The sequence below is a fragment of the Pseudoduganella sp. S-14 genome (assembly GCF_049913285.1).
Classification (GTDB): domain Bacteria; phylum Pseudomonadota; class Gammaproteobacteria; order Burkholderiales; family Burkholderiaceae_D; genus Rugamonas.
The window spans coordinates 6,277,216-6,301,594 of the sequence record NZ_CP183991.1 but is presented as its reverse complement, the minus strand read 5'-3'; the positions used below and the strand labels follow the sequence as shown (position 1 = coordinate 6,301,594).

General features: G+C 59.7%; 12 protein-coding genes. All 12 read left to right on the top strand.

Annotated elements, in window-relative coordinates; all coding sequences use genetic code 11:
• Window positions 1–69 precede the first annotated feature (69 nt).
• Window positions 70–1,119, top strand: a complete 1,050-nt coding sequence (gene pyrC / locus ACN9MZ_RS29040) for a dihydroorotase (RefSeq protein WP_426340235.1) — start codon at window positions 70–72, stop codon at window positions 1,117–1,119.
• Window positions 1,120–1,914, top strand: coding sequence for a DUF3025 domain-containing protein (locus ACN9MZ_RS29035; protein WP_426340234.1), 795 nt, complete (start codon window positions 1,120–1,122; stop codon window positions 1,912–1,914). It abuts the gene before it with no gap.
• A gap of 13 nt (window positions 1,915–1,927) precedes the next feature.
• Window positions 1,928–2,911, top strand: a complete 984-nt coding sequence (locus ACN9MZ_RS29030; RefSeq protein WP_426340233.1) for a Gfo/Idh/MocA family protein — start codon at window positions 1,928–1,930, stop codon at window positions 2,909–2,911.
• Between the two features lie 122 nt (window positions 2,912–3,033).
• Window positions 3,034–3,528 carry a hypothetical protein gene (locus ACN9MZ_RS29025; RefSeq protein ID WP_426340232.1) on the top strand — a complete coding sequence of 165 codons (495 nt, stop codon included), beginning with the start codon at window positions 3,034–3,036 and terminating at the stop codon, window positions 3,526–3,528.
• A 77-nt stretch (window positions 3,529–3,605) separates the two neighbouring features.
• Window positions 3,606–4,832, top strand: a complete 1,227-nt coding sequence (locus ACN9MZ_RS29020; RefSeq protein ID WP_426340231.1) for an MFS transporter — start codon at window positions 3,606–3,608, stop codon at window positions 4,830–4,832.
• 1 nt (window position 4,833) lies between these two features.
• The gene (locus ACN9MZ_RS29015) at window positions 4,834–4,962 is read left to right on the top strand and encodes a hypothetical protein (RefSeq protein ID WP_426340230.1); all 129 of its coding nucleotides are present in this window, start codon (window positions 4,834–4,836) and stop codon (window positions 4,960–4,962) included.
• A gap of 176 nt (window positions 4,963–5,138) precedes the next feature.
• Window positions 5,139–6,881 carry a hypothetical protein gene (locus ACN9MZ_RS29010; protein ID WP_426340229.1) on the top strand — a complete coding sequence of 581 codons (1,743 nt, stop codon included), beginning with the start codon at window positions 5,139–5,141 and terminating at the stop codon, window positions 6,879–6,881.
• A 12-nt stretch (window positions 6,882–6,893) separates the two neighbouring features.
• Window positions 6,894–8,432 carry a hypothetical protein gene (locus ACN9MZ_RS29005; RefSeq protein WP_426340228.1) on the top strand — a complete coding sequence of 513 codons (1,539 nt, stop codon included), beginning with the start codon at window positions 6,894–6,896 and terminating at the stop codon, window positions 8,430–8,432.
• Window positions 8,433–8,499: 67 nt separating this feature from the next.
• Window positions 8,500–14,832, top strand: a complete 6,333-nt coding sequence (locus tag ACN9MZ_RS29000) for an Ig-like domain-containing protein (RefSeq protein WP_426340227.1) — start codon at window positions 8,500–8,502, stop codon at window positions 14,830–14,832.
• Window positions 14,833–14,856: 24 nt separating this feature from the next.
• The gene (locus tag ACN9MZ_RS28995; RefSeq protein ID WP_426340226.1) at window positions 14,857–19,404 is read left to right on the top strand and encodes an RHS repeat-associated core domain-containing protein; all 4,548 of its coding nucleotides are present in this window, start codon (window positions 14,857–14,859) and stop codon (window positions 19,402–19,404) included.
• A 2-nt stretch (window positions 19,405–19,406) separates the two neighbouring features.
• On the top strand, window positions 19,407–19,805 hold the full coding sequence (locus ACN9MZ_RS28990) for a hypothetical protein (RefSeq protein WP_426340225.1): 399 nt from the start codon (window positions 19,407–19,409) through the stop codon (window positions 19,803–19,805).
• A 737-nt stretch (window positions 19,806–20,542) separates the two neighbouring features.
• Window positions 20,543–24,349 (top strand): hypothetical protein, encoded by a 3,807-nt coding sequence (locus ACN9MZ_RS28985; RefSeq protein WP_426340224.1) that lies wholly within the window; start codon window positions 20,543–20,545, stop codon window positions 24,347–24,349.
• Window positions 24,350–24,379 lie beyond the last annotated feature (30 nt).

The following is a 24,379-nucleotide window of genomic DNA, read 5'->3' as shown; positions in this document are numbered from 1 at the left end:
CATTCTCGCGGCAGGTGGGGTTCAACAGGTAAAATGGCGGGATTCGTTTTAAAGGAAAGCCTTGCCGCCATGAGTGACTTCGAGATCCCGCACAGCATCACCATCACCCGCCCAGACGACTGGCACCTTCACCTGCGTGACGGCGCCACCATGGCCAGCGTCCTGCCGGACACCGCGCGCCAGTTCGGCCGCGCGATCGTGATGCCAAATTTGAAACCTCCTGTCACCACCGTGGCGCAGGCCGCCGCCTACCGCGACCGCATCCTGGCCGCCCTGCCGCAAGGCATGGACTTCGAGCCGCTGATGACGCTCTACCTGACCGACAACACCTCGCCGGACGAAATCATCCGCGCCGCCGACAGCGGCTTCGTACATGCGGTCAAGCTGTACCCCGCCGGCGCCACCACCAATTCCGACGCCGGCGTGACCGACCTGGCCAAATGCTACAAGGTGCTGGAAACCATGCAGGAGGTAGGCATGCCTTTCCTGGTGCATGGCGAAGTGACCGACCAGGACATCGACTTGTTCGACCGTGAAGCCGTCTTCATCGAGCGCGTGATGCGCCCGCTGCGCAAGGACCTGCCGGCCCTGAACATCGTGTTCGAGCACATCACCACCAAAGATGCGGCGCAATACGTGGCCGAAGCGGAAGGCCCGATCGCCGCCACCATCACCGCCCACCACCTGCTGTACAACCGCAACGAGATCTTCAAGGGCGGCATTCGCCCGCATTACTACTGCCTGCCGGTGCTGAAGCGCGAAGAACACCGCCTGGCCTTGGTGACCGCGGCGACCAGCGGCGACGAGCGTTTCTTCCTCGGCACCGACTCCGCGCCGCACGCGCAGGGCGCCAAGGAAGCGGCCTGCGGCTGCGCCGGCTGCTACACCGCGCTGCACGCGATGGAGCTGTACACCGAAGCCTTCGCCCGCGCCGGCGCGCTGGACAAGCTGGAAGCCTTCGCTTCCTTGAACGGTCCGGCCTTCTACGGCCTGGAGCCGAACAAGGGCACCATCACCCTGAAGCGCGAGCAGTGGACGCTGCCGGCCGACCTGCCTTTCGGCGATTCGAAACTGATCCCGCTGAACGCCGGCGAAACGATCAACTGGAAAATGGCCTAAGTGTTCCAGGAGATCGACTGGTCTCGCGCCTGGTATGCCTCGGTGCGGGATGCCGCTTCCCGCATCGACCTCGCCCTGCCCAGCGTCGTCCAGCCTTTCTGTGAACAAGCGGCCGCCCTGGCGCTGGTCAACCATGCAGGCCGGCCGCTGCGCTTCGTGCCGCAGGCTTCCCTGCCGGAAGGCATGGCCTACGAAGAATTCATCGGCGCCACCGGCCAGGTGCCGACGCGAGACAACCTGCACGATTTCTTCAACGGCCTGGTGTGGCTGACATTCCCCTCCATCAAGCGCCAGCTCAACGCCCTGCAGGCCGCGCAGATCGCGCAGGATGGCGTGGGCAAATCGCGCGGCCCCGCGCGCGATGCTGCTACTATTTATGACGAAAACTCGGCCCTGCTGGTAGTGCGCGACAATGCCGAAGGCGCGGCCCTGGTGGAAGCCCTGCGCAGCCACCGCTGGCGCGAAGCCTTCGTGGAACGCGCAGCCATGTTCGGCCGCGACGCGGAAGCCTGGCTGTTCGGCCACGCGCTGATGGAGAAGCTGGTGGCGCCCTACAAGGCGATTACCGCCCACGCGCGCGTGGTGCTGGCTGGCGACCACTACTGGGCGCTGGACGACGCCGGCCGCCGCGCATGGCTGGACCGCGACGAGGCCGCGCGCCTGGCCGGCGAGGGGCTGGGCAAGGGCGGCTTCACGCCGTTGCCGGTGCTGGGCATTCCCGGCTGGTGGCCGCAGCAGGATGACGCTTTTTACGCAGACGACACGGTATTCCGCCCGAAGCGGAAGCCCGCTTGAAAGGAGCTTTTGAATGGACAAGATTATCCGCTGGGGCATCCTCGGCACCGGCAAGATCGCCAAGGCTTTCGCCACGGCGCTGCGCGACGTCCCCGATATCGAACTGGCGGCCGTTGCCTCGCGCAGCGTAGATAGCGCTACCGAGTTCGCCAAGGAATATGGCGCAACACGGGCCCACGGCGACTACCAGGCGCTGGCCGACGACCCCGGCGTGGACGTGATCTACATCGCCACCCCGCACGCCATGCACCACGAGAACGCCATCATGTGCCTGAAGGGCGGCAAGGCGCTGCTGGTGGAAAAGGCCTTCACCCTGAATCGCCGCGAGGCCCGGGAAATCGTGGACCTGGCGCGCGAACGCAAGCTGTTCGTGATGGAAGCCATGTGGACCCGCTTCCAGCCGGCCATCCTGGAAGCCAAGCGCATGATCGACATGGGCGAAATCGGCAATGTGCGCAACCTGCAGGCTGACCTGGGTTTCGCGGCCGATGCCGGCCCTGAACATCGCCTGTTCAACCCTGCGCTGGGCGGCGGCGCGCTGCTCGACCTGGGCATCTACCCGCTGTCGATGGCCGCCTTCTTCCTCGGCCCGGTCAAGGCGGCGCGCGGCGTTGGCGAACTGGCGCCGAACGGCGTCGACGTGCAGGCCAATTTCGTACTGAACCACGTGGACGGCTCGCTTTCCGCCTGTAGCTGCAGCCTGAACACCCGCACCCCGGCCACCCTGAGCGTGTGCGGCGACAAGGGCTTCCTGCGCCTGCACGGCCGCTTCCACCACGCCGAACGCTTCACCATTGTCATGAACGATGGCAGCGAGCGCGAATTCCACTTCCCGCGCATCGGCAACGGCTATGCCCACGAGGCGATGGAAGTCGGGCGCTGCCTGCGCGAAGGCCTGCTGGAAAGCCCGGAAATGCAGCTCGACGAAACCGTCGAGCTGATGGGCGTGCTCGATGCGCTGCGTGCCCAGCTTGGCGTGCGCTATAGCGTGGATTGAAGCGGGGGATTGAAGCCGGATTGTCGCCCGCGCCACACGCGACAACTCTTTACAAAAAACCATTAGCCCTTTCATTTATCATAAAGTTATTATCGTATTTTTAACTTTGGTTGGAGGGTGGTATGCATCAAGCAATCCTGAAGCTGGCAGGCGGGGCGGCGCTGGCATTGGCATCCAGCGCCGCTTCGGCGCAATGGGTCACTACTGATCTTCAAGTCACGGGCGTGATCCAGGAAGTGCCCGGACCGTCGCCACGCTGCCCCTCCCAATTCGGCGGCACCATCACCGGCCACGGCAGCAGCACGCTGCTGGGCCGTGTCGCCTACGTCGCCAACGATTGCATCACCCAGGACGGCGCCATCTACAATTTCAGCCGCGGCCGTTTCATCATCATGACGCTGTCGGGCGACCAGATCTACGCGAACTACAGCGGCCAGTTCGTGCCGACCGGCCAAGGCACCAATTACGTCTTCAGCGGCGCCACCTTCCAGATCGTTGGCGGCACCGGCCAGTACATCTTCGCCAGCGGCGGCGGCCAGCTGCAGGGCAGCGAAGACATGCTGACCGGCGCCGGCACGATCACCATGAGCGGCCGCATGAGCTACTGGAAGCGTTAAAGCCGTTTTGGCGGGCCGCCAGCAGGATTCGGCGGCATCCTTTACACTGGCTTTCTTTGCCAGCCAGGATGCGCGCCATGCCAAGCAACGACCGCCAACTCAATCTTAAGACGATCCTGCTCGCCACCGGCGTCGTGCTGACGCTGTCGATGGGCGTGCGCCATGGCTTCGGCTTCTGGATGCAGCCGATTTCGCAGGCCAATGGCTGGAGCCGCGAAACCTATTCGCTGGCGCTGGCGCTGCAAAACCTGTTGTGGGGCGCCTTTGGTCCCTTCGCAGGCATGGTGGCGGACCGCTGGGGCACCCCGCGTGTCGTGGTCACCGGCGCCATCTCCTATATGGCTGGCTTGCTGTGGATGGCCACGGTGACCCAGCCGACGCTGTTCATCATCGGCTCCGGCGTATTCATCGGCCTTGGCCTGGCGTGTACCGCCTTCGGCGCGGTGAGCGGCATCATCGGCCGGGCCGCGCCGGTGGAAAAGCGCTCCTGGGCCTTCGGCGTTTCGGGCGCGGCCAGCTCCTTCGGCCAGTTCCTGATGATGCCCGTCGAGCAGCAGCTGATCTCCACCATTGGCTGGCAGCACGCCTTCTACGCACTGGCGGGCGTGGTGTTCCTGCTGATGATCCCCATGACGAGTTTCATGCGCGAGCCGAAGCATGAAGTGGCAAGCGGCGCCGCCCATCAGAGCGTGGGCGAGGCAATGCGCGAAGCGATGGGCACCCGGTCCTTCCTGCTGCTGGTGGCGGGTTATTTCGTGTGCGGCTTCCAGCTGGTCTTTGTTGGCGCCCACCTGCCAGCCTACCTGAAGGACAAGGGCATTGCCACGCCGGGCGTGGCGGTGACGGCGCTGGCGCTGATTGGCCTGTTCAATATTTTCGGCTCGTTCACCGCCGGCCAACTGGGCGGGCGCATGCCCAAGCGCTACCTGCTTTCCTCGATCTATTTCGCGCGCTCGGTGGTGATCGGCCTGTTCCTGCTGGCGCCGTTGTCGCAAATGTCGGTCTACCTGTTCGCCGCCGCCATCGGCTTCCTGTGGCTGGCCACGGTGCCGCTCACCAACGGCATCATCGCTGGCGTGTTCGGCTTGAAGCACATGTCGATGCTGGCGGGCGTGGTGTTCCTGTCGCACCAGGTGGGCAGTTTCATCGGCGTCTGGCTGGGCGGCTACCTGTTCGACAGGCTTGGCAGCTACGACGTGGTGTGGGGCATTACCCTCGGCCTGGGCATCTTTGCCGGCTTGGCCAACCTGCCGATCGACGAGCGCCCGCTGCTGCGCAGCGAACCTGGCCTGAAGGCGGCTTGAGATGAAACAGCGGCTGCTCCGTATCGGCCTGTGGGCGCTCGGCGCAGCCGTGCTGACGCTGGCGTTCATGGCTTACCTGCGCCCGGCCTTCGTGCTCGACCTGGCCAACCGCATTTACCTCTGCCTTTGAGAGCGTTCAATTTCTAAAAATTGCAGAAAATAGATGCATAAATAAAATTATTTTCATTGACGAAATATTTTCAATTAACTATCATTTCGAGTTTTGCAACTTTTTTTGCGCGTTAGACACATCTATTGCGCATAGGGATGCCCGTTTCGGGCCGGAATTCGAGGTGTTGGTTGGTTTTGAAAGTCATCTGGGCCGCATTGCGGCCACCAGCGCGCGCCGCCATCGGCGCGCTGCTGCTGACCGGCCTGGCGCATGCCCAGACCACCGTGTCGGAACCCATCCGCACGAACCAGACATGGAGTGCCAGCGGTAGCCCATACATTGTCGATGCCGACGTGGCGATCGAAGCGGGTGCCGTCCTGACGATCGAACCTGGCGTGACGGTGCGCATGGGAGTGAATGCGAACCTGGTGGTGAGTAACGGCACGCTGCGTGCCGAAGGCTCCGCGGCCACTCCCATTGTGCTGACGGCTTCATCCGACATACCAGGCGGCAGCCCGTCCGCCGGTGCGTGGGGCAACCTCAGCTTCCAGGAGGGCACGTCGACTGCCACGCGGCTGGAGTGGGTCCAGGTCAATTACGGCAAGGGGATTCGCATCCAGGGCGCGTCGCCGACGCTGAACTACGTGGACATCCGCAATAGCAGCGGCGCCGCCATCCAGATGGACCTGCGCTCGTCTCCAAGCGGTGTAGGCCTGCAGGCTTCCGGTAACGCGGTGAACGGCATCAGCGTGCCGGCCGGCGATATCACGGGGAATGTGCAATGGAACCTGCGCGGCATTCCTTACGTGGTGGCCACCGGCGAGCTGTCGGTTGGGGCACGCCCAATCATCAATACAGTGACGCCAGCGACTGTCCAGCAGGGCGATACCATCGACGCGGTTCTCAGTGGCTCGCGACTGGCTGGAGCGGAGCGTGTCAGCACGGATGCCGCAGGTGTTACCGCGTCCATCAGCGCGGGCGCCAGCGATACGAGCGTGCCAATCCGCATCGCAGTCACCCGCGACCAGCCAACTGGCAAGGTGAACCTGGTTGTACAGACTTCCGCAGGCCTGGTCCGGCTGCCAGCTGTACTTGAAGTGATCCCGGCCAAGCCGACCGTTCGCGTCACCAGCATGACACCGTCTTACCTGCGCATCGGAGCCAGTGCATCGTTCCAGATGACAGGTACCTACCTGAATGGTGCGAGCATCGCATTACCGCAGGACTCTGGCATTGCCCTCAGCGACCTGGTGACTACTGAAACCACGGCCAACTTCAAGCTGACAGCGGCCCAACAGGCGCCAATCGGCGAGAAGGCGCTGCTGGTGACCAATGCCTTGGCGCCGGATACCTCGGCTACGGTCAAAGTCAGCTTGGTCAACGGCGCGCCTGCCATTTCGACCGACCCTGGCCAGATATCCATCGCGCCTACCGCGCAAGCCAACAGTATCACGTTGCGCCTGTCGTCTGTGGATGTTATCGCGCATGACCTTTCCCTGGCGCTGGATGACCCGGACATTGCGACTGTGTCGCCTGCGCGGCTGACGATTCCGGCCGGATCGCAGCAGGCAGCCGTCACGCTAAGTGGCCTGAAAGTCGGCACGACCATGTTGACTGTTACCTCCCCAACCCTCGCCACGATCAAATTCCCGGTCTATGTCGGCAGCATTGCTGACGGAACGGTCATCGGTCCAATCCTGTCTGCACCTGTCGACGTGCGTGTGTTCTTTGCACCGAACGTGTTTAACGGCGGTGTTGCGGTGACTGGGAAGCCTGTGGGTGTACAGGTCTTCAGGGCAGGCAATCCATACGAAGGCACGGCAACGTTCAGCGGCAGGCCAGTCGGTGTGCAAGTGTTCAGTACAGCGGGGGCAGCGGTGGGCGAAGTCTCAACCTATTCCCGCATTGTTGGCGTAACAGTTAAAAAGACTCAGTAAGCGAAAGAAGGAATGAAGAATATGAAATCGAACAAGCCGATGGTCAAGCTGGCACTGGCCAGCATCATGGCTGCTCTCAGCGCCAACAGTATGGCAGCATTCAACAGCGGTAGTACCGGCGCCAACGGTGCGCTAGTCGTACCCGCGTACACCAGCATCACAATCGACCTGCCGCCCGATGGCGTGTTGAACTACACCACCGTTACGATCAACACTGCCGCCACAGTCACCTTCAGGCGTAACGCAGCCAACACGCCGGTCACCATCCTGGCGAGCGGTGATGTCACGATCGCCGGCAGCATCAACGTCAATGCTACGGCGGTCGACATTAGCCAGCAAGGCGGCAAAGGTGGTCCTGGTGGTTTTGACGGCGGCCGAGGCGGCTCGTTTATCGACGCCTCGCAATGGAAAGCCAACGGCGAGCCAACTTTCAATGCGGGCAGCCCGGGCTTAGGTCCTGGCGGCGGCGCTGGCGGCGGTGTACTCCTGCCGGGGCCAAGCGGCATGGCAAGCTCGAGTACAGTGCCCTTCCTGCGCCATGGAACCGGTGGCGCATATGGCGGCAGGTTGGCGGCGTTTCCGGCAAGCACCGTCAAATGCGCACACCCCGAAGTGCCTGGATATGGCAATGTGAACTTGATTCCGCTGGTTGGTGGCTCGGGCGGCGGTGGTGGTGCCGGTGGCAACCGCGTTGCTGGCGGCGGCGGCGGCGGCGGCGGCGGGGCCATCCTGATTGCGTCATCCGGAGTGATCAACCTTACTGGCGGCATCTACGCGAACGGCGGCAATGCGAACTATATTTCTGGCGCTTCAGAGGGCGGTGCCGGCAGCGGCGGTGCGGTACGCCTTGTTGCAAACATCATTCGGGGCGACGGCCCCATCTACGCCAAGGGCGGCGCGCATAACGGCACTAGCGGCAGTGGGAATGCGGCTGCGGCAGGTGATCCGGCGTTCGGAATTTGCCAGTCTCCAGACACCAGCTACACCTACGCTGGCCCAGGCCGCATCCGTCTGGAAGCCGCGGTCATGGAGCGTAGCGCCGCCACCACTCCTTCGTTCACTTACGACCTCCCAGGCCCAATCGTTATTCCTGGCGGTACGCCAGGCCTGACGATTGCCAGCATCGGCGGCAAGCCGGTTCCAGAAAATCCCACCGGTTACGGGGACTTGAGCTTTGACGAGCCGGGTAACCAGAGCGTGGTGATTAACACCACCGGCGTACCGGTCGGCAGCATTGTTACGCTGGCCGTCGCGCAGGCAGGCCTTGCCACCGCAACCAAGGTTGTTGGCGCCCCTACCACGGGCACCAAAGCCAGTGCGACAACCTCGATCGACATCGCCCTCACCGGCGGCTCCAACACTATCCAGGCCTCCATCACCTACACCGTTGGCGGTCAGGCGGCTGCTGCCCTCGCTCCGCTTGCAGGTAATGAAAACGTAGCCCAGGTCCGCCTGGAATCCGTACTGGGCGCCGGTGAACAATTGGCCACCCTGATCACCGTTAGCGGCAAGGAATACAAGGTTCCGGCAGCAACCCTCGCAGGTATCTGAAGCGCGCTCCAGCGCGTGTAGCTAAGGAAAAGAACAAAAAGTTCGTCATATGCAGAAAAGAGTGGTAATGACAAAGATCCGTCTCAACGGCGCCGGGCGCGCCGTTTCCTTGGCTACACGGCTGAAACGCGTGCCGGCGAACTGGCGCCGCCCAATCCTGGCCGTTTGCATTGGGGCCGCCTTCGCGACCCAGTGGAGCGGCGCCGCCGAACTGCGGATCGCCGATGGCGTGGTTATCAAGTTCGGTTCGGATGCGCAACTGGTCGTGCGTGACCAGATCACGATCGGCAACAACGCCACCTTCACCAGCCAGAACGACGACGCGGCCGGCGGGCGTACCAATCCCACTTCGCAAGCGCCGCGTGCCGGCGACTGGCGCGGCATCAGCATCGAGAAATCCGCGCAGGCCTTGGGCGTGCAACTGGGTTCCGGCATGCTGGTGCGTTACGCGGGCGCCGATGGCAATGCAGCCCTTAACCTGCGCGGCGTCAGTCCGACTGCGCCTTTCCTGCAGTTGAACGACAACGTGCTGGGCCTGCGCCTGGGCGCAGGCGCCAACCCGGTCTTGAGCGGCGCAAGCTTCATGCGCAACGCCACCGGTGTCGAGGCATACGACACCACCGCATCCATCACGGGCGGCCAGTTCGTCGGCAACACGACGGCCGCCATTGAGAACAAAACCCCGGTGTCCATCATCCAGGCGACCGGCAACTGGTGGGGCAATTCCACCGGTCCAAGCAATGCCACCGCCAACCCGTCCGGCCAGGGCGACAAGATTTCGGCTGGCGTCAACTTCGGCAGCTTCGTTGCTGCGGCACAGCTGCTGAATCCCCGCGTAACGCTGCTGAATCCTGCGCCATACCATGTGCAGCACCGCATGCAGCTGGCGTTGGCGTGCGTCAATGCAGTTGAATACCGTATCGCCGAGAATGGCGCCTTTGCCGGCGTGAACTTCGTGCCGATGCCGGCAGACGGCACGGCAATCCCGTTCGACACCTCGGCTGGCGACGGCAGCAAGAACATCACCGTCCAGTACCGCAGCGCGAACGGCGAGATTGGTGCCGTTTCCTTGCCAGCCCAACTGGTCGACACCTCGGCACCAGTGCTGGAGCTGGCCAGCCCAATGGCCAATGCCATCATCAAGCGCAACACCACCATTACCGCCAACGCGAGCGACGCGGGCGGCATGCGCAATGTGCTGATCTACATTGACGGCACGCTGGTGGCAACGCGTACCGCCGCGCCATACACCTATACTTGGGACATCGAAGGCGTTGCCGACGGCGACCATGCCATCAAGGTCGTCGCCAACGACGTGGCAGGCCGCAGCACCGAGCGCAGCGTGCCGGTCACCGTGTCGCACGTGGTCGTGCCACCGGACACCGCTGGCCCGGAAATGAGCGCCATCAAGATCGCCGGTGTTGACCTGGCGGAAGGCGCCATCCTGGCCCGCAATGGCACCATCGCCCTTTCCGCGACCGATGCAAGCGGCGTCTCGCGCATTGAATTGCTGCTGGACGGCGTGATTCGCACGCAAGCCAGCGGCAGCGGCACGTTCTCGCTGTCGCTGAACCTTGAAGATGTCGCCAACGGCACCCATGCGCTTGGCCTGCGCGCCTACGACTCGCTGGGTAATTCCAGCACGCTGAATTACAGCGTGACCGTCGCCCACGCGGCACCGGACGCACCGGTGCTGTCGATGACCGGCAACGGCATCGTGACCCGCAACGTGTCCCAAGGCATCAGCGGCACCGCCCAGGCCGGCCGCAACATCCAGTTGCTGGTCAATGGCCAGCCATCTGGCGCGGCAATCAAGGCAGGCAGCGATGGCCGCTTCAACGGCACCGTCGACCTGGTGGACGGCGAGAACCTGATTACCGCAACCGCCAACGACCAATACGGCACCAGCACCGCCTCCGGCGCACTGCGCATGACGCTGGACCGCAGCGTTCCTTCCAGCCCAGGCAGCCTGTCGGCAACCGTGCAGGCTGCCGGTAAAGTGCAACTGAATTGGGTGCGTACCACGGACGCCAACGCAGTCGGCTACAACATCTATCGCGCGGACCACGCGTTCACCGCGATCGAATATGCCACTCGTATCAATGGCGCCCCATTGACCACGGCATCGTATGAAGACATGCCGCCAGCTGACGGCGGGTGGTACTACCGCGTTGTCGCGGTCAACAGTATCGGCACGCCATCGGCACCAAGCAACGTCGTGGCGGCAACGTCGGATACGACCGCGCCGAAAGCGGTGAATATCACCTATACCCCGCTGGGCATGGTCGATGCCTCCACCGGCCGTATTGGCCAGGGCAAGGTCAACCTGGAAATGGCCGTCAGCGAAGTGCTGCCGACGATGCCATACCTGTCGATCGTGCCGCAAGGCGGTGCGCCGATCACTGTGACCCTGTCCAAGACCGGCGACATGCGCTACGCCGGCAGCTTCACGATTGACGCGTCGACCCCGGCCGGTACCGCCAATGCGCTATTCTCGGCACGCGACGCTGCCGGTAACCGCGGTACCGAAATCCAGCAGGGCGCCACGCTGAAGATCGATACCCAGGGTCCGGCACTGAGCGGCATCGTCCTGAACCCGGCATCGCCGATCAAGAATGAAAGTTCGCCAGCGATCCAGGCAACCTTCACCTACAGCAAGGCGCCAACCGGTACCCCGGTCGTGAAATACCTGCTGTCTGGCCCAGTACGTTCCTACCAGAGCGTGGGCACCCTGGTGCCAGTGAATGCGACGACCTACAAGGTCACCTTCACGCTGCCTTCCGACGCCGGCGCCGCCGGCCTGGAAACCCTGAGCTTCTCCAACGAAGCGCGTGACGACCTGAATAACGTATCGACCACCGTGTCGGCACTGAACCGCTTCCAGGTCTATCAAGGCAGCCTGCCGCCACTGGCATCGCCATTCGGCTTCACTGCCAAGGCGCTGCCGGGCGGTAAAGTACAGCTGGCATGGAAAGCCGTGCCGGACGCGCTGTCATACCAGATCTACCGCCGCGCCCCGAACCAGGGAGCACTGGAAGCCCTGGTACGCAGCAGCGGCACCGAGTACATCGACCAGGTTGCGCAAGACGGCGTGTACACCTACGCAGTCGCCTCGGTGCGCTCCTCCAACGGCCAGGAAGCCCTGTCCGAGCAGAGCATCCCAGCCGAAGTCACTGCCAGCGCTACCGCACCTGGCGCACCGCAAAGCTTGCACTTGCAGCTTACCGGCCAAGGTATCCAGGCAAGCTGGCAGGCTCCTGCAGCCAGCACGGTCGACAACTATCGCTTGTACCGCAGCAGCGGCACCAGCATTGGCAGCATCACAGGCCTGACGCCGATCAAGACCGGCATCAAGGGCACCGCAGCCGTTGACGGCAACCCGTCGCCGACCGAAGGCGCCTACGTGGTGACCGCGGTTGACGCCGCCGGCAATGAATCCGCGATCTCCAATTCGGACTACCTGAACGCCAGCTTGCTGCCAGTGCGTAACCTGAGCGTGGAACAGTATGGCAATAACCTGCCGGTGCTGAACTGGCTGGCGCCGAACGGCAACATCAAGGGCTACCAGGTGTATGTCGGCCCGGATGCAAGCAAAGTCAAACTGACTCCTGCGCCAATTACGGCGACGACGTTGACCGATACCGGCTACACCAGCGGTGAACGCCGTTACACCGTTGCCGCAGTCGATGCCAACAATATGGAACTGGCGCGCAGCCTGACCATGCCGAACGTGTTCGCGCAGATCGCCGGTGGCCTGCCACTGCAGCGCGGCATCATGAACAAGCTGCAGGTACAGGTTGGCAATTCCTCGTCCAGCGCCATCCAGGGCGTGCGCGCCACGGTGCGCGTGCCGGTCAACAAGGAAGCGACGCAGTTCAAGGACCATAAATCCGATGTCTTCACCCTGGCCGCCAACGAAACCCGCCTGGTGCCGGTGATCGTCGGCGGTTACGCCGAAATGCCGGGCGCACCGCAAGCCGTGGTCGGCCTGGAGATTGCGCCGAACGAAGGCGAACAAGTGAAGATCGCGCGCGACCAGGCCATCGACGTGCTGGAAGGCTCGCTGGTGGTTGGCATGTCGACCGACGAATTCACGCGCGGCGGTACCGGCAAGTTGAAGCTGACCATCGAGAATACCAGTGCAGTGGATGTGGAGCTGCTGACGGCAATTGCTAACGGCACCGATCCATCGTCCGAACTGCGCTTCAAGATTGTCGACAACGACGGCAACATCCTGGCAACCCAGCCATACAAGCAGGCACTGGGCGCCAACGTCGTGACCCTGCCGAACGGCATGACTGTCGCCCGGATTCCTGCCGGTGCCAGCTACGTGTCGGACGTATTCGAACTGAATATTCCGGCATCCAGCCCGACTAAGGTGCGCGTGCGCCTGGAAGTGGACAAGCTGCGCTACCACACCGGCCAGGCAGACGAAGTGATTGTCGCTGGTCGCGGCAGCGAGAAAGCGATCTCGCTGGTCGACACCATGTATGTCGGTGAAGTGACCAGCGTCTCGCCGGTCAGTTCCTTCGGCAGCGACAAGATCACCGTCAGCGGCCGTGCACTGGACCGCGCCGGTAGCGCACCGCTGCCGTTCACCCGCCTGAAGGTGATCTTCAACCAGCAAGGCTTCGAGCGTAACTTCTCGGTGATGACAGATGCCTCCGGCAACTTCCGCTACGAGTTCACGCCGACCGTGACTGATGCGGGCCTGTTCAAGGTCAGTGCCGTACACCCGGATATCACCGACCGTCCGGAGCAGAAGGCCTTCACCATCAACCGCGTCACCGTGGGCCCAACGCCGTACAAGCTGGACCTGGCGAAGAACATGCCGTTCACGATTCCATTCGTAGCCAAGGCAGGCTCCGGCACCTCCGCCACCAATGTGCGCCTGGTGCTCAACGCTGCAAGCCAATCCACCGGCACGCTGCCGGACGGCATTGAAGTGCAGACCGCCGCCCCGGTCACCTTGAGCGAACGCCAGACCCTGAATACGCCGGTCACCTTCAAGGCCAGCGAAACGGCGCAGCCATCCGGCAGCCTGGTGTTCGACGTGGTGAGCGATGAAAGCATGGGTACGCCGATCGGCAAGGTCAACGTGAACTACACGCTGTCCGAAGCGAAACCATTCCTGATCGCGACCCCGACCTTCGTGGAGACTGGCCTGGCGCAAGGCAGCACCCAGATCGAGTCCTTCACGCTGCGTAACAACGGTACGCAGGATGCGAAGAACCTGCGCTTTACCCTCAGCAAAGCGGACGGCAGCCCGGCACCGGCATGGGTCACCATCGCCAGCCAGGCCGACGGCACGCTGCCAGTCGGCGAAGCGCGCGCGATCGACCTGTCGTTCACGCCGCCAGCGAATGCGGTCGAAGGTGTCTACGAGTACAAACTGAATATCGTTGGCGACAATTTTGGCCAGCAAGCACTGAACGTGTACGTGAACCTGACCCAGAGCGGTGAAGGCAAGCTGCTGTTCAAGGCATCGGACATCTACACCGCGACGGTGGGCAAAGACGGCAAGCTGATTGAAGGCCTGGCGAATGCATCGATCACGCTGCAGAACGAAGACGTGCCGGCTGTGATGGCAGACCTGAAGACCGACGTGGTGGGCGAGGCAATGAGCGCCAACCTGCCGGCCGGCCGCTACAAGTACCGCATCCGCGCAGCCAACCACCAGGAACTAGGCGGCCGCGTGCAGGTGAAGCCGGGCATGACGACCACGCTGCCGGTCTTCCTGGACTACACGTCGGTGACGGTGGAGTGGAGCGTGAAGGAGATCACCCTGCAGGACCGTTACGAAATCGTGCTGAACGCGACCTATGAAACCGACGTGCCGACGGCAGTGGTGGTGATCGAGCCGCTTAGCACGAACTTGCCGAAGATGAACCCAGGCGACGTGTTCCACGGCGAGCTGAATATCACCAACTACGGCCTGCTCCGCGCTGACAAGGTGAAACCGAAGCTGCCAGCATCGGACAACTACTTCCGCTTCGAGTTCCTGGAGGACGTACCGGAAACACTGGAAGCGAAACAGCGTGTGACGCTGCACTACCGCGTGGTGGCATTGCAGTCGCTTGATGGCGCTGCCAACGTCGGCACGGCATCGGGCGGCGGCTGCTCGACCTACAGCACTTCGATGAGTACCAGCCACCAGTGCACCTGTAAAAACGGCGTGGTGACCAATGGCTTCGCAACCAGCTCCTGGTTTGGCCAGAGTGGCGCTTGTTCAGTGCCAGTAGGCGGCCTCGGCGGTGGCGGCGGAGGAGGTGGCGGTGGTGGCGGCTGGGGAGGTTCCGGGACTACGACTGCACCACAACCACTTGGCGGAAAGTCTTCCTGTGCTGGCGGTGGCAGTTGCCACGGTGGCGGTGGTGGTGGCGGCGGTTCACGCAACTGATGTATTGGTGAGAGATTGCAATAGATGACTAAGAATATGCAGCATAAATTTGGCCGAATCCTGGGTGTCGCCGGACTCTTTCTGTTGGGCGCTTTGTTGCATCCACAAGTGGCTAAAGCTGCTGGGCAAAGTATTGACACCGGCATCCCAAACTACTATGAAGTCGTCGCCAATATGCCAAGTGGCAAGCTCCAGTTTGACGCGGTGGATTTGCGCATCAAGGTGGCAAATGGATACGTGACTTGGAGTCGTGCGTATAACGGCAACCATTGGGTGTTCTCCTCGCATTGGACGTCGCTTGGGTTGCGTCACTACATCCCGTCTGGTGGTGGAGGCGGCGGTGAGGGAAATGCGTCCGCTCCGCCCCCAACATCTTCGGAAACATTTGGTGTTGTTTATGGACCTTTTGGGCTGGACCAAGAGGCCTATTACGGCTCTATGCTCACTGGGATCGTGCGTAATGGCGCCGAATTTGAGGCTGACAGCACGGGCATCTACCAGCAAAAGGGCAGCTCTAGCCGCTATTTCATTCGTTACGCAAATGAAAATGGTCGCTCCTATTTCCGCTGGCAAGATCGCTTAGGCGAATGGATCGAGTACAACGAGGTTGGGCGCGTTGTAGCCTATGGCAATCTAAATGGACTGACCGCGACCCTGGAATACGAGGAAATTCCAGCGCCAGAGCATGGTCGACGTTTGAAGGTCGTGAAGGACCGTGGTGGTAACCCCGTCATGACGTTCGTTTATGATCCGACTCATCCCTCAATCTTGCGTGAAGTCCGCGAAGTATTGCTGCCAGGTGAAAACTACGCACCACGTGTCGTCAAATACGACTACGACTTTAGCGTTCAGCAAAGCTTCCCTCCTCTAGTCAAGTTTACCGATCCCGTAGGTAACCCGACGAACTATGGATACGACGACATTAAACGTCTCACCTCGGTTACCGATGGAGAGGGGCATGTGCATCGTATCGAATATGTGGGGAAGACTGGCCGAAGGCTTAAGGAAGTAACGGCTAGTGGCATTCAAAAGACATATGACTACGCCTACGATAAATTAAAGAAGCAATACTCCGTTCGGACGACTTACGCTGAAACGTCGGCTATAGGTCGACGCATTATTGAAGATATTTACGATGCTGATGGCATTCAGATTCGGAAAGAGATCAACGGTCAGCTAGCAAGTGAATTCGGAAACGATGGGCGTGAGTCCTATCGGACCAACGCTGCCGGCTATCGTACCAAGCTGACCGCCAACGAATTTGGGCTTACTACTCGTATTGACTATCCAGATGGTGCAATTAGCACCAAGGAGTACTCAGCAACCAACCTGCGCATGACTAAACACGTCGATGCAGGTGGAATGATCTCGAAGCATGAGCACGACGAGAACGGGAACATTACGAAGTCTGTTCAAGCTGCGGGTACTCCGTTGGAGCGAGAAGTCACGTTTATCAACAATGACCTCGGTTTGCCAACTCAAGCCACAGCACGTGGACGCATCGAGTCAAATGGCGTGACAACTCCGGACTCTACTTTCAAATTTGAATACGACACTCGCGGCAATATAAAAAAGACGATCGATGCTGAAGGCGGTGTTCGCCTTTATGTATACAACTCCAATGGCGATCTGGTTGAATATACGGACCCTCGCAACAACAAGACGACTTTTGACCTCGATGCGAATGGCCGACCGCTGAAGGTTAACGCTCCTCTTGGCCAAACGCGATCCTTTGCTTATGACAAAGTTGGCAACCTCCTCAGCCGAACGGATGAGCTGGGCAACGCATTGCTGATGTCCTACAACGCGCTGAGCCAGGTTGTACGAATTGAAGACGGCAAGGGCGGAAGCACCAAATTTACATACGACGAAAATGGCCTGACTACTTCAGAGATCGATGCGGATGGTCGTACTCAAGTATTTGAGTACGACAACTTTAAGCGCCTTATCAAACGTACCGACGCTATGGGAAATGCAACGCGCTACGGCTACGAGCTGCCTTCAGAAGAGGCTACCACGAGTTCCACTCGCGCTTTCAGTCGTTTCGCTACTTCGATTACATACCCAACCTATTCTAAGGCGATCAAATTTGACGCTGCGGCAAGGGTTACAAGTAAGGAGTTTGTTTTCGAAAAATTGGATGGCGCCGGGCAGTTTGCGCAGAATAGGACTTACGATAGTCGGGGTTACCTCACTCGTTCGGAAACTGCAGGGAAGGAAATCAGGCTCGCATACAACCTTCTGGGTGAAGTTACCGAGATTATGGACGCGGCGGGAAAGTCGACCAAGACGCTCCGTGACATTCATGGGAATTTAATTCAAATTGCCGATGCTGACGGCCGTATTACCAGATTCGAATACGACCGAATGAATCGCCGTATTAAACAAGTCCTGCCATTAGGCCAAACCGAAACCTACGTCTATGACGCTACCGGTAATCTTATAGAGATAGTTAATTCAAATGGCAATAAGACTCTTCTTTCGTACGATGCCCTGAACCGCGTCATCGAGACAGTTACGTTGCAAGCGAACGGCGATAAGGTGCGAACTGTTAGTCTCGGCTGGAATATTGATAACACGCTGAAGAACGTTCACGACAACGACCACAGCCGTAGTCAGATCAACAGCACGGTGTATGCCTATGACGAACTGGGCCGGCGCAATGGCACGACAGTGACATACCCCAATGGTTACAAGCTTCAATTTGGCTATGGCTACAGTGCAGCTGGCTTTAAGACATTCTTGAACTGGCCAGATGGAACCTCTATTCGCTACTCCTATTCCGCTCATGGAGTACTTGAATCTGTCGGAGTTCCTGGGGAAGGAAACATTCAAGTTGCTGCGTACAAATGGCGGACTCCCAGCACTACGTTACTGCCCGGTGGTGGGAGGGAGCAGCGTGTTTACGATGGTTTGTTCAATCTGAAATCATTGGATGTCCGAGCTTCGGAATCAGCTCCCGCGAATCTCAGTTTGGAGTATCAGCATGACAATCGCCAGAACGTAATTTCCGTTATCCGCAAGGATGTTCTCGACTATTCTTCGCGCGAGCGCAAAAACACATATGAACTTGATTCTGCAGAGCGTTTGGTTAAGGTCAGGACTGACAATGGCGGAATTTTTGGCACTGATACGCGTTCCTATGTATATGATTCGGCTGATAACCGCCTATCTGATAGCAAGATCGCAGGTGAATGGGTTTATGACGCCAATAACCGGCTACAGAAGATTGGCACCGGCACGTCAGCGACGACTTTCGAATACGACAACGCAGGGAATCTGGTAAGGAAGAACGAGGCTGGGCTAGTCACGAATTTTTCGTACGACTCACAGAACAGATTGATCGAAGTAACTGGCGGCAACGGCGAGCTGATCGCTCGTTATGGGTATGATCCGTTGGACCGTCGCATTTGGCGCGAACAGTTCAGAACCAAAACTCTCGATGTGTTGGAAAAGGCTAAACGTACTTTCTACCTTTATGCGGACGAAGGTCTGATCGCAGAGGCCGAGCAAGAAATTTCGCTGAACGGTGATGGCACAATCGCCGAGGACACGTCTCCTGCGATCGTTAGTCAGTATGGGCCAGTTCCGAACCGGGTTTTCACGACTGGCGTCTTGTTCGTGAAAACCAAAGGGAGCGATGGACGGGACGTTGTGGCCTACTATCACCATGATCGACTCGGGACTCCGCTTCAGGCCACCGACAAGACTGGCGCTGTAGTTTGGTCGGCAGACTTTGACGAATTTGGCCGAGCATCTATTACTACACCGCCATCTTCGCCCGAGCGCGCGACAATTGTTAGCAACTTGCGCTTGCCAGGGCAAATCGAAGATGCCGAAACAGGCCTGCATTACAACTTCCGCCGGTACTATGATCCAGCGATTGGGCGCTATATCACAAGTGATCCGATTGGGATCGCGGGAGGATTGAACCGCTATGTTTATGCGGGAGCAAATCCAACGCGGTCGGTCGACCCTACTGGAGAGTTTATCTGGGCGATTCCACTGGCTGCGGAGTTCATAGCGCCATGGGTAACTCGGGAGATTGTTCGAAGGGTCGCGCCATATGCATTCGTTGCAGCTGCGACCTTTATCTTTGGGAAGTCGCTTGCCCCGCCGCCAGCAGAGTATTGTTTGCCCGCACCTCCGCCTCCTATCATGTCAGAAAGCCAGGGCGAAGATGCAGGTACAACTACATCGGCAAGTGATCCGGAGGAATCCAGGGATGGCTCGCCGACAGCAGAGCCAGAAGGTATTCCGGAAGAGGGCTCTCCGGAGAGTGATATTCCGGCTGATCAACCTGGTAGTGATGCAGACAGCGGTGCTGGAGACGGAGATGGATCGGCAACTGGAGACCCAAACGACGATCGTCGGCCAAAGACTGGAAAGTCTGATCGACACGGCGATCCAAATGCAATGTCAAAGGCTCAAAAACAAATCGAAAAATTGAAGGAATCTTTAAAAAATGCGACATCGAGGAAAGAGCGACAACAGATTGAACAGAAGATAAAGAACATTACTCAGACTGCCCAAAAGAGAGCTAAGGGTGAAACGCATTGGACAAAGGGGTAAGAATGAACGAAATCAATCCGAGAGTCTGCGTCGGCAACATACCATTCAACGCGAGTTGTCAAACGCTTATAATGGCGGGATATGTCGAGCATATCGAAGGCTATGATCCAGTAACAGGATGGCGAACATTCAAAAAAAATGACGAGATGGAGATTTACGTTAGAGATGACGCCGTGGTTTGTATCGCCTGTTTTCGCGAATGTGCAATAAACGGTGTTTCTTTGATTGGAATGACACCAAGTGAATTAATAGCGCAAGTTGGAGATCCTGACGAAATTGGTGAAGCGATTTGGGTGTCGGACGACGCGCAGCAAACTCCTTACGAGTATTTCTCTCTGGGCTTGCAAGTCTGGATTGAATCATGCCGGGTGATTTCTGTCTTTTGTAATGCTATCTATTAGAGTGTTGAAGTCCCAAATTGCGTGATAGGGTAGCTCGAATTCTTATACGGAATCCAATGGCACAGCGGATGAGTTAGCTGGCTCGAGGAAGCCCTGATTTTGATTTTGGAGGGACATGGTTTTGATATCCGAACTCTTCCGACGGTGAGATGCAATCAGCGAATTGTTACAAGGGAATTTTGACGCTCTGACCCTGCTGTCTCCAGAAGTATTCTGCTACTTCTTGCCGGAGTATTAAAAGCATCTTTGGAAGATGATGCGCCCGATTTAACTTTGGCTGTAAATATTATTGACTTGCTGGATCGGACTCCCAATCTAGATTGGTCTGACAATTTCTTCCTTGCGCGTTGGCCAAAGCTTCCGAGAGCCGAATGCTTGGTGTTGCAGGAGTGGCTTTACTGGGGTTGCCACATTAAAAATACGCGTGGTTTCTGATGATTGCCTTGAAAGAGCGCTGCAAACTGTTGAATTGTTTATACAAAGATAAGAGGTGTGAACCATTAAACCCGCCTTCTGCCGATGGCAAGACGAGTAACATTTGCAGGTAAGTAGTAGGATGAATTTATATTTCAATAATGATGAACTTTAGCTGGTCACGCAACACACTCCTTGGATTTGCAGCGTCAATAATTCTGATCTGTACTCCCGCCCTTAATGCACAGGAGACTTCCTGCGCCAAAGTCAAAATCGAAATCAAGCAAGAGCTGACGCTCGAGCGGCAGGCCTTTGATGCGGCCATGCGCATTACGAACAACGTTGACGGTGACCAGATCTCCGACATCAGCGTGTCGATGCGGGTGACCGATGAACTGGGCTTGCCGGTTGCCGTTACATCGAATTCGAGCGACATCAGCGCAAAGTTCTTCGTTCGTATTTCGAACCTGGACGGCATTGCTTCGGTCGATGGCACCGGTGTCGTTCAGCCGAAGACGACTGCCACCATCGATTGGCTGATGATCCCGGCGCCAGGTGCTGCGGGCACCACGCCATTTGGCAAGAAGTACCTGGTCGGCGCCACGCTGAAGTACAAATTCCAGGGCGAAGTGCAGACGCTGGAAGTCGATCCGGACGTGATCACCGTCAAGCCACTGCCGTCGCTGACCTTGGATTACTTCATGACCCAGGACGTGGTGGCCGACGATCCGCTGACGCCAATCGTCGAAGCGGCCGAGCCATTTACCCTCGGCGTGCGTGTGAAGAATACCGGCTTGGCCAAGGCCGCCAACCTGACCATCGATTCCGCCCAGCCGAAAATCGTTGAGAACAACCAGGGCCTGTTGATCGGCTTCCAGCTTCTGGGCAGCTTCGTCGATGACTCGCCCGCGCAGAATTCCCTGTTGATGAAGTTCGGCGATATCGCCGGCGGCACCAGCAAGATGGGGCGCTGGATCATGCAGACCACGCTGGCCGGCAAGTTCACCGAGTTCGGCGCAAAGTTCTCGCACGCCGATGAACTGGGCGGTTCGCTGACCTCGCTCATGCAGGCCACGAACGCGCACATCCTGCTGCACGACGTGCGCGTCGATCTGCCGGGCCGCGACGCAGTGCGCGACTATCTCGCGCTGGAGCCGACGGGCGTGAAAGTGTTCGAGTCCAACGGTCCTGATTCCGATGTAACGGATCGCAGTGCCGCTGCCGCCCTGGTCGTCGGTCCAAGCGCCAACGGTGTCGATACCTACACGCTGAATTTCCCTGCAACGCCGGGCTTTGCCTACGTGCGCCTGAAAGATCCGTATAGCGGCACTCGTCCAATTGGCCGCATCATCCGCTCCGACGCCAAAATCATGGCGCCGGAGAACGCATGGCTGTCCAAGACCCGCAACAAGGACACTAAGAAGTGGGAGTACTACGTCAACTTCTTCGACGTAGCGACCACCGGCGTGTATAGCACCGACTTCGATCCGCCATCGGCCATTGATCGCCCGCCAGAGCTGCAGTTCATTGCGGACCACACGGTGGAAGAGGGCAAGCAGGTTTCCTTTATCGTTGAAGGCAGCAGCGCTGCGGGCAAGCCAGTTGCGCTGAGCGCTGCACCGCTGCCGGCCGGCGCCCGCTTCACCCAGCAGGCTGCCGATCCGCAGTATCCAGGCCTGGCGCGCGCCGTGTTCGACTGGACGCCGGAAAAAGGTTCGGCTGGCAACTATCTCATCACCTACACCGCCGACGATGGCGCGCGTAATGCACAGCGGGTCGCGACGGTCACGGTTACCGGCGCAGCGGTACCGGCAGGTCCAGGCCTGCCGGCCATCAGCGCGCCGTTGTCCGGCAGCGTGGTGGGCGCCGTCAGCGCAATGAAGCCGACCTTCGCAGTCCTGACATCTAGTGCGCAGGACGATGCGACCAAACAGGTGCAGTTCGAACTGTATACCGATGCCCAGGATGCCCAACTGGTGGCTACCGGTATCGTCGACAAGGCGGCGGCCACCGTGGATGCAAACGGTGCGACCGTCGTCCAACCGACGACTTGGACGCCGCCGCTCGAGCTCGGCTATAGCGGCAAGTACTGGTGGCGTGTGCGAAGCTTTGACGGCACCTTGTATAGCGCGTGGGTGTACGGTCGGTTCACGATCGCTTCCGCCTTGGTGAAGCCGACAACGTTCAACGCCACCAGCCCGGCTGTCGATGCTGAAGTGCCGAGCGCTACCCCAACCCTGTCGTGGACCAATGCGCAATCGGTCGACGGTTCGCCGACGGCATACGCGGTAGTAGTCTACAAGGATGCCGAGCTGACCACGATTGCAGCGCAGTCGGCCGACATCGCGGAAATGCCCGGCGGTTACACCAGCTGGACGGTGCCAACCTCGCTGGTCAATCAGACCAGATATTACTGGCGCGTCGTAGCCAAATCCCGCGCAGGGGGATGGAAGACCGCGATTCCACGCGCGTTCACGGTCAACACGACCAACCAGGCGCCCGGAACGCCGACATTGGTGCTGCCGCAGCTGGGCAGCGTGCTGGACCAGGCCAGTGCCAGCCTGACGGTCAACAACGCCGTTGATCCGGAGGGTTCGCCAGTCAGCTATGTGTTTGAGCTCGACAGGACCAACACCTTCGATTCCGGCGCCAAGCGCGTGTCTGGCATGGTGCCGGCAGGAAGCACTTCCACTAGTTGGAGCGTCGCCGACCTGGCCGAGAACGGCCGCTACTGGTGGCGCGTCAAGGCAAGCGATGGCAAGGCGGAGTCGCCTTGGGTCGTCGGTGAGTTCATGGTGAATACCACCAATGAGGCGCCGCCTGTGCCGCTGGCCCGCAATCCGGGCAATGGTGCGTGGACCTCGCTGCAGCAGCCAAGCCTGGAAGCGAATCCAGTACTGGATCCCGAAGGCTCGCCTGTGCAGTACCGTTTCGAAGTGTTCAAGGATTCGGGCTTGACGCAAAAGGTGACGGAAGGTGTTTCGCACAACAGCGCTTTGATCGTCCCGAGCGTCTTGCCGGACAAGTCGTGGTATTGGTGGCGCGTGCGCGCCATTGACGGCAACGGTACGGCAAGCGCATGGAGCGTCCCGTCCCGGTTTTATGTACATGGCGGCGTGGCGCAACCGGCTGCGCTGGAACTGGTACAGCCGGCGCGCGTGGTTTTGCCGGTCATTAACGGGACCGGCACGACAGCCAGGAAATTCGCCACCATCGCATGGGAAGGGGCGGACCCGAACCGCCAGCCTCTGGTGTCACTGTATTACAGCCTGAGCAAATCCGGCTTCAGCGGCTCGCCTGTGGTTGAAGGCTTGCGGCAGCCGCTGGGCGCAACCGGTGGCCGATATGAATGGGACATTTCAGCACTAGCACCCGGTGCCTACAACATCTTCGTCGTGCTGCAGGATGGCCAGGGCGTCAGCAAGACCTATGCCCCGGGTACGGTTGTGGTTCCCAACCCGGTGCAGACGGGCACGTTGACGTTAGGCGATCCGGGGCTGATCTACGAGGGCAGCACGGCCACGCTTGGCCTCGCCTGGACTGGCGCGTCCGGCAAACCGATGCATTTCCCATTCGGTGGCAAAGCCTCAACAGCCGACTATGATTTCTTGTTCCGGTCCCAGCCACGGGAGAGTGGAACGATGCTGTTCGGTGCGTTCGGTGAGCCGCTCTGCCATAAGCAAATGGTGCCGTTTGCCAGCCAGTTTGGGCCGATCCTCACGGAGGACCTGAATTTTGCCGGGCGCGTGGTGATGGGCAACGCCGGCCGATTTTCTTACGCGAGTTCAAGCACTGGCGATGAGACTTTGCGTATCTGTGACATCCAGATCGTATCCGAGCGCCGGTTGGATGCCATCTGGTCGGAGTTTACGGTTCGCGCCCGCCTGAGCAACCTGGGTTCGTCGCTACTCGGCGCCACAGCGACGCCGTCGCTGCCGGCACCCGGTTCGTCGACTTTGGCGCCGGGTGCCGGTACCGAAGTTTCGGGCACGCTGCAGTTTGGTGCCATCAATACCTTCGAAACCGGCGTTGCGCTGAATACGATGGTCGTCAAGGCCAAGGGCGGCAATACCGGCGTGGGGCAAATCCTGCGCGGGGCCGTGAGATGGAGCGTGCAAGTGACTCGCTGAGCTAGCCACAGATAGCGTATAATCTTTGCT

Excerpts from the sequence above, each read along its gene's own strand:
- pyrC (WP_426340235.1), top strand. The coding sequence starts at position 70 with ATGAGTGACTTCGAGATCCCGCACAGCATCACCATCACCCGCCCAGAC.
- ACN9MZ_RS29030 (WP_426340233.1), top strand. The coding sequence starts at position 1,928 with ATGGACAAGATTATCCGCTGGGGCATCCTCGGCACCGGCAAGATCGCC.
- ACN9MZ_RS29025 (WP_426340232.1), top strand. The coding sequence starts at position 3,034 with ATGCATCAAGCAATCCTGAAGCTGGCAGGCGGGGCGGCGCTGGCATTG.
- ACN9MZ_RS29020 (WP_426340231.1), top strand. The coding sequence starts at position 3,606 with ATGCCAAGCAACGACCGCCAACTCAATCTTAAGACGATCCTGCTCGCC.
- ACN9MZ_RS29015 (WP_426340230.1), top strand. The coding sequence starts at position 4,834 with ATGAAACAGCGGCTGCTCCGTATCGGCCTGTGGGCGCTCGGCGCAGCC.
- ACN9MZ_RS29005 (WP_426340228.1), top strand. The coding sequence starts at position 6,894 with ATGAAGAATATGAAATCGAACAAGCCGATGGTCAAGCTGGCACTGGCC.
- ACN9MZ_RS29000 (WP_426340227.1), top strand. The coding sequence starts at position 8,500 with ATGACAAAGATCCGTCTCAACGGCGCCGGGCGCGCCGTTTCCTTGGCT.
- ACN9MZ_RS28995 (WP_426340226.1), top strand. The coding sequence starts at position 14,857 with ATGACTAAGAATATGCAGCATAAATTTGGCCGAATCCTGGGTGTCGCC.
- ACN9MZ_RS28990 (WP_426340225.1), top strand. The coding sequence starts at position 19,407 with ATGAACGAAATCAATCCGAGAGTCTGCGTCGGCAACATACCATTCAAC.
- ACN9MZ_RS28985 (WP_426340224.1), top strand. The coding sequence starts at position 20,543 with ATGCGCATTACGAACAACGTTGACGGTGACCAGATCTCCGACATCAGC.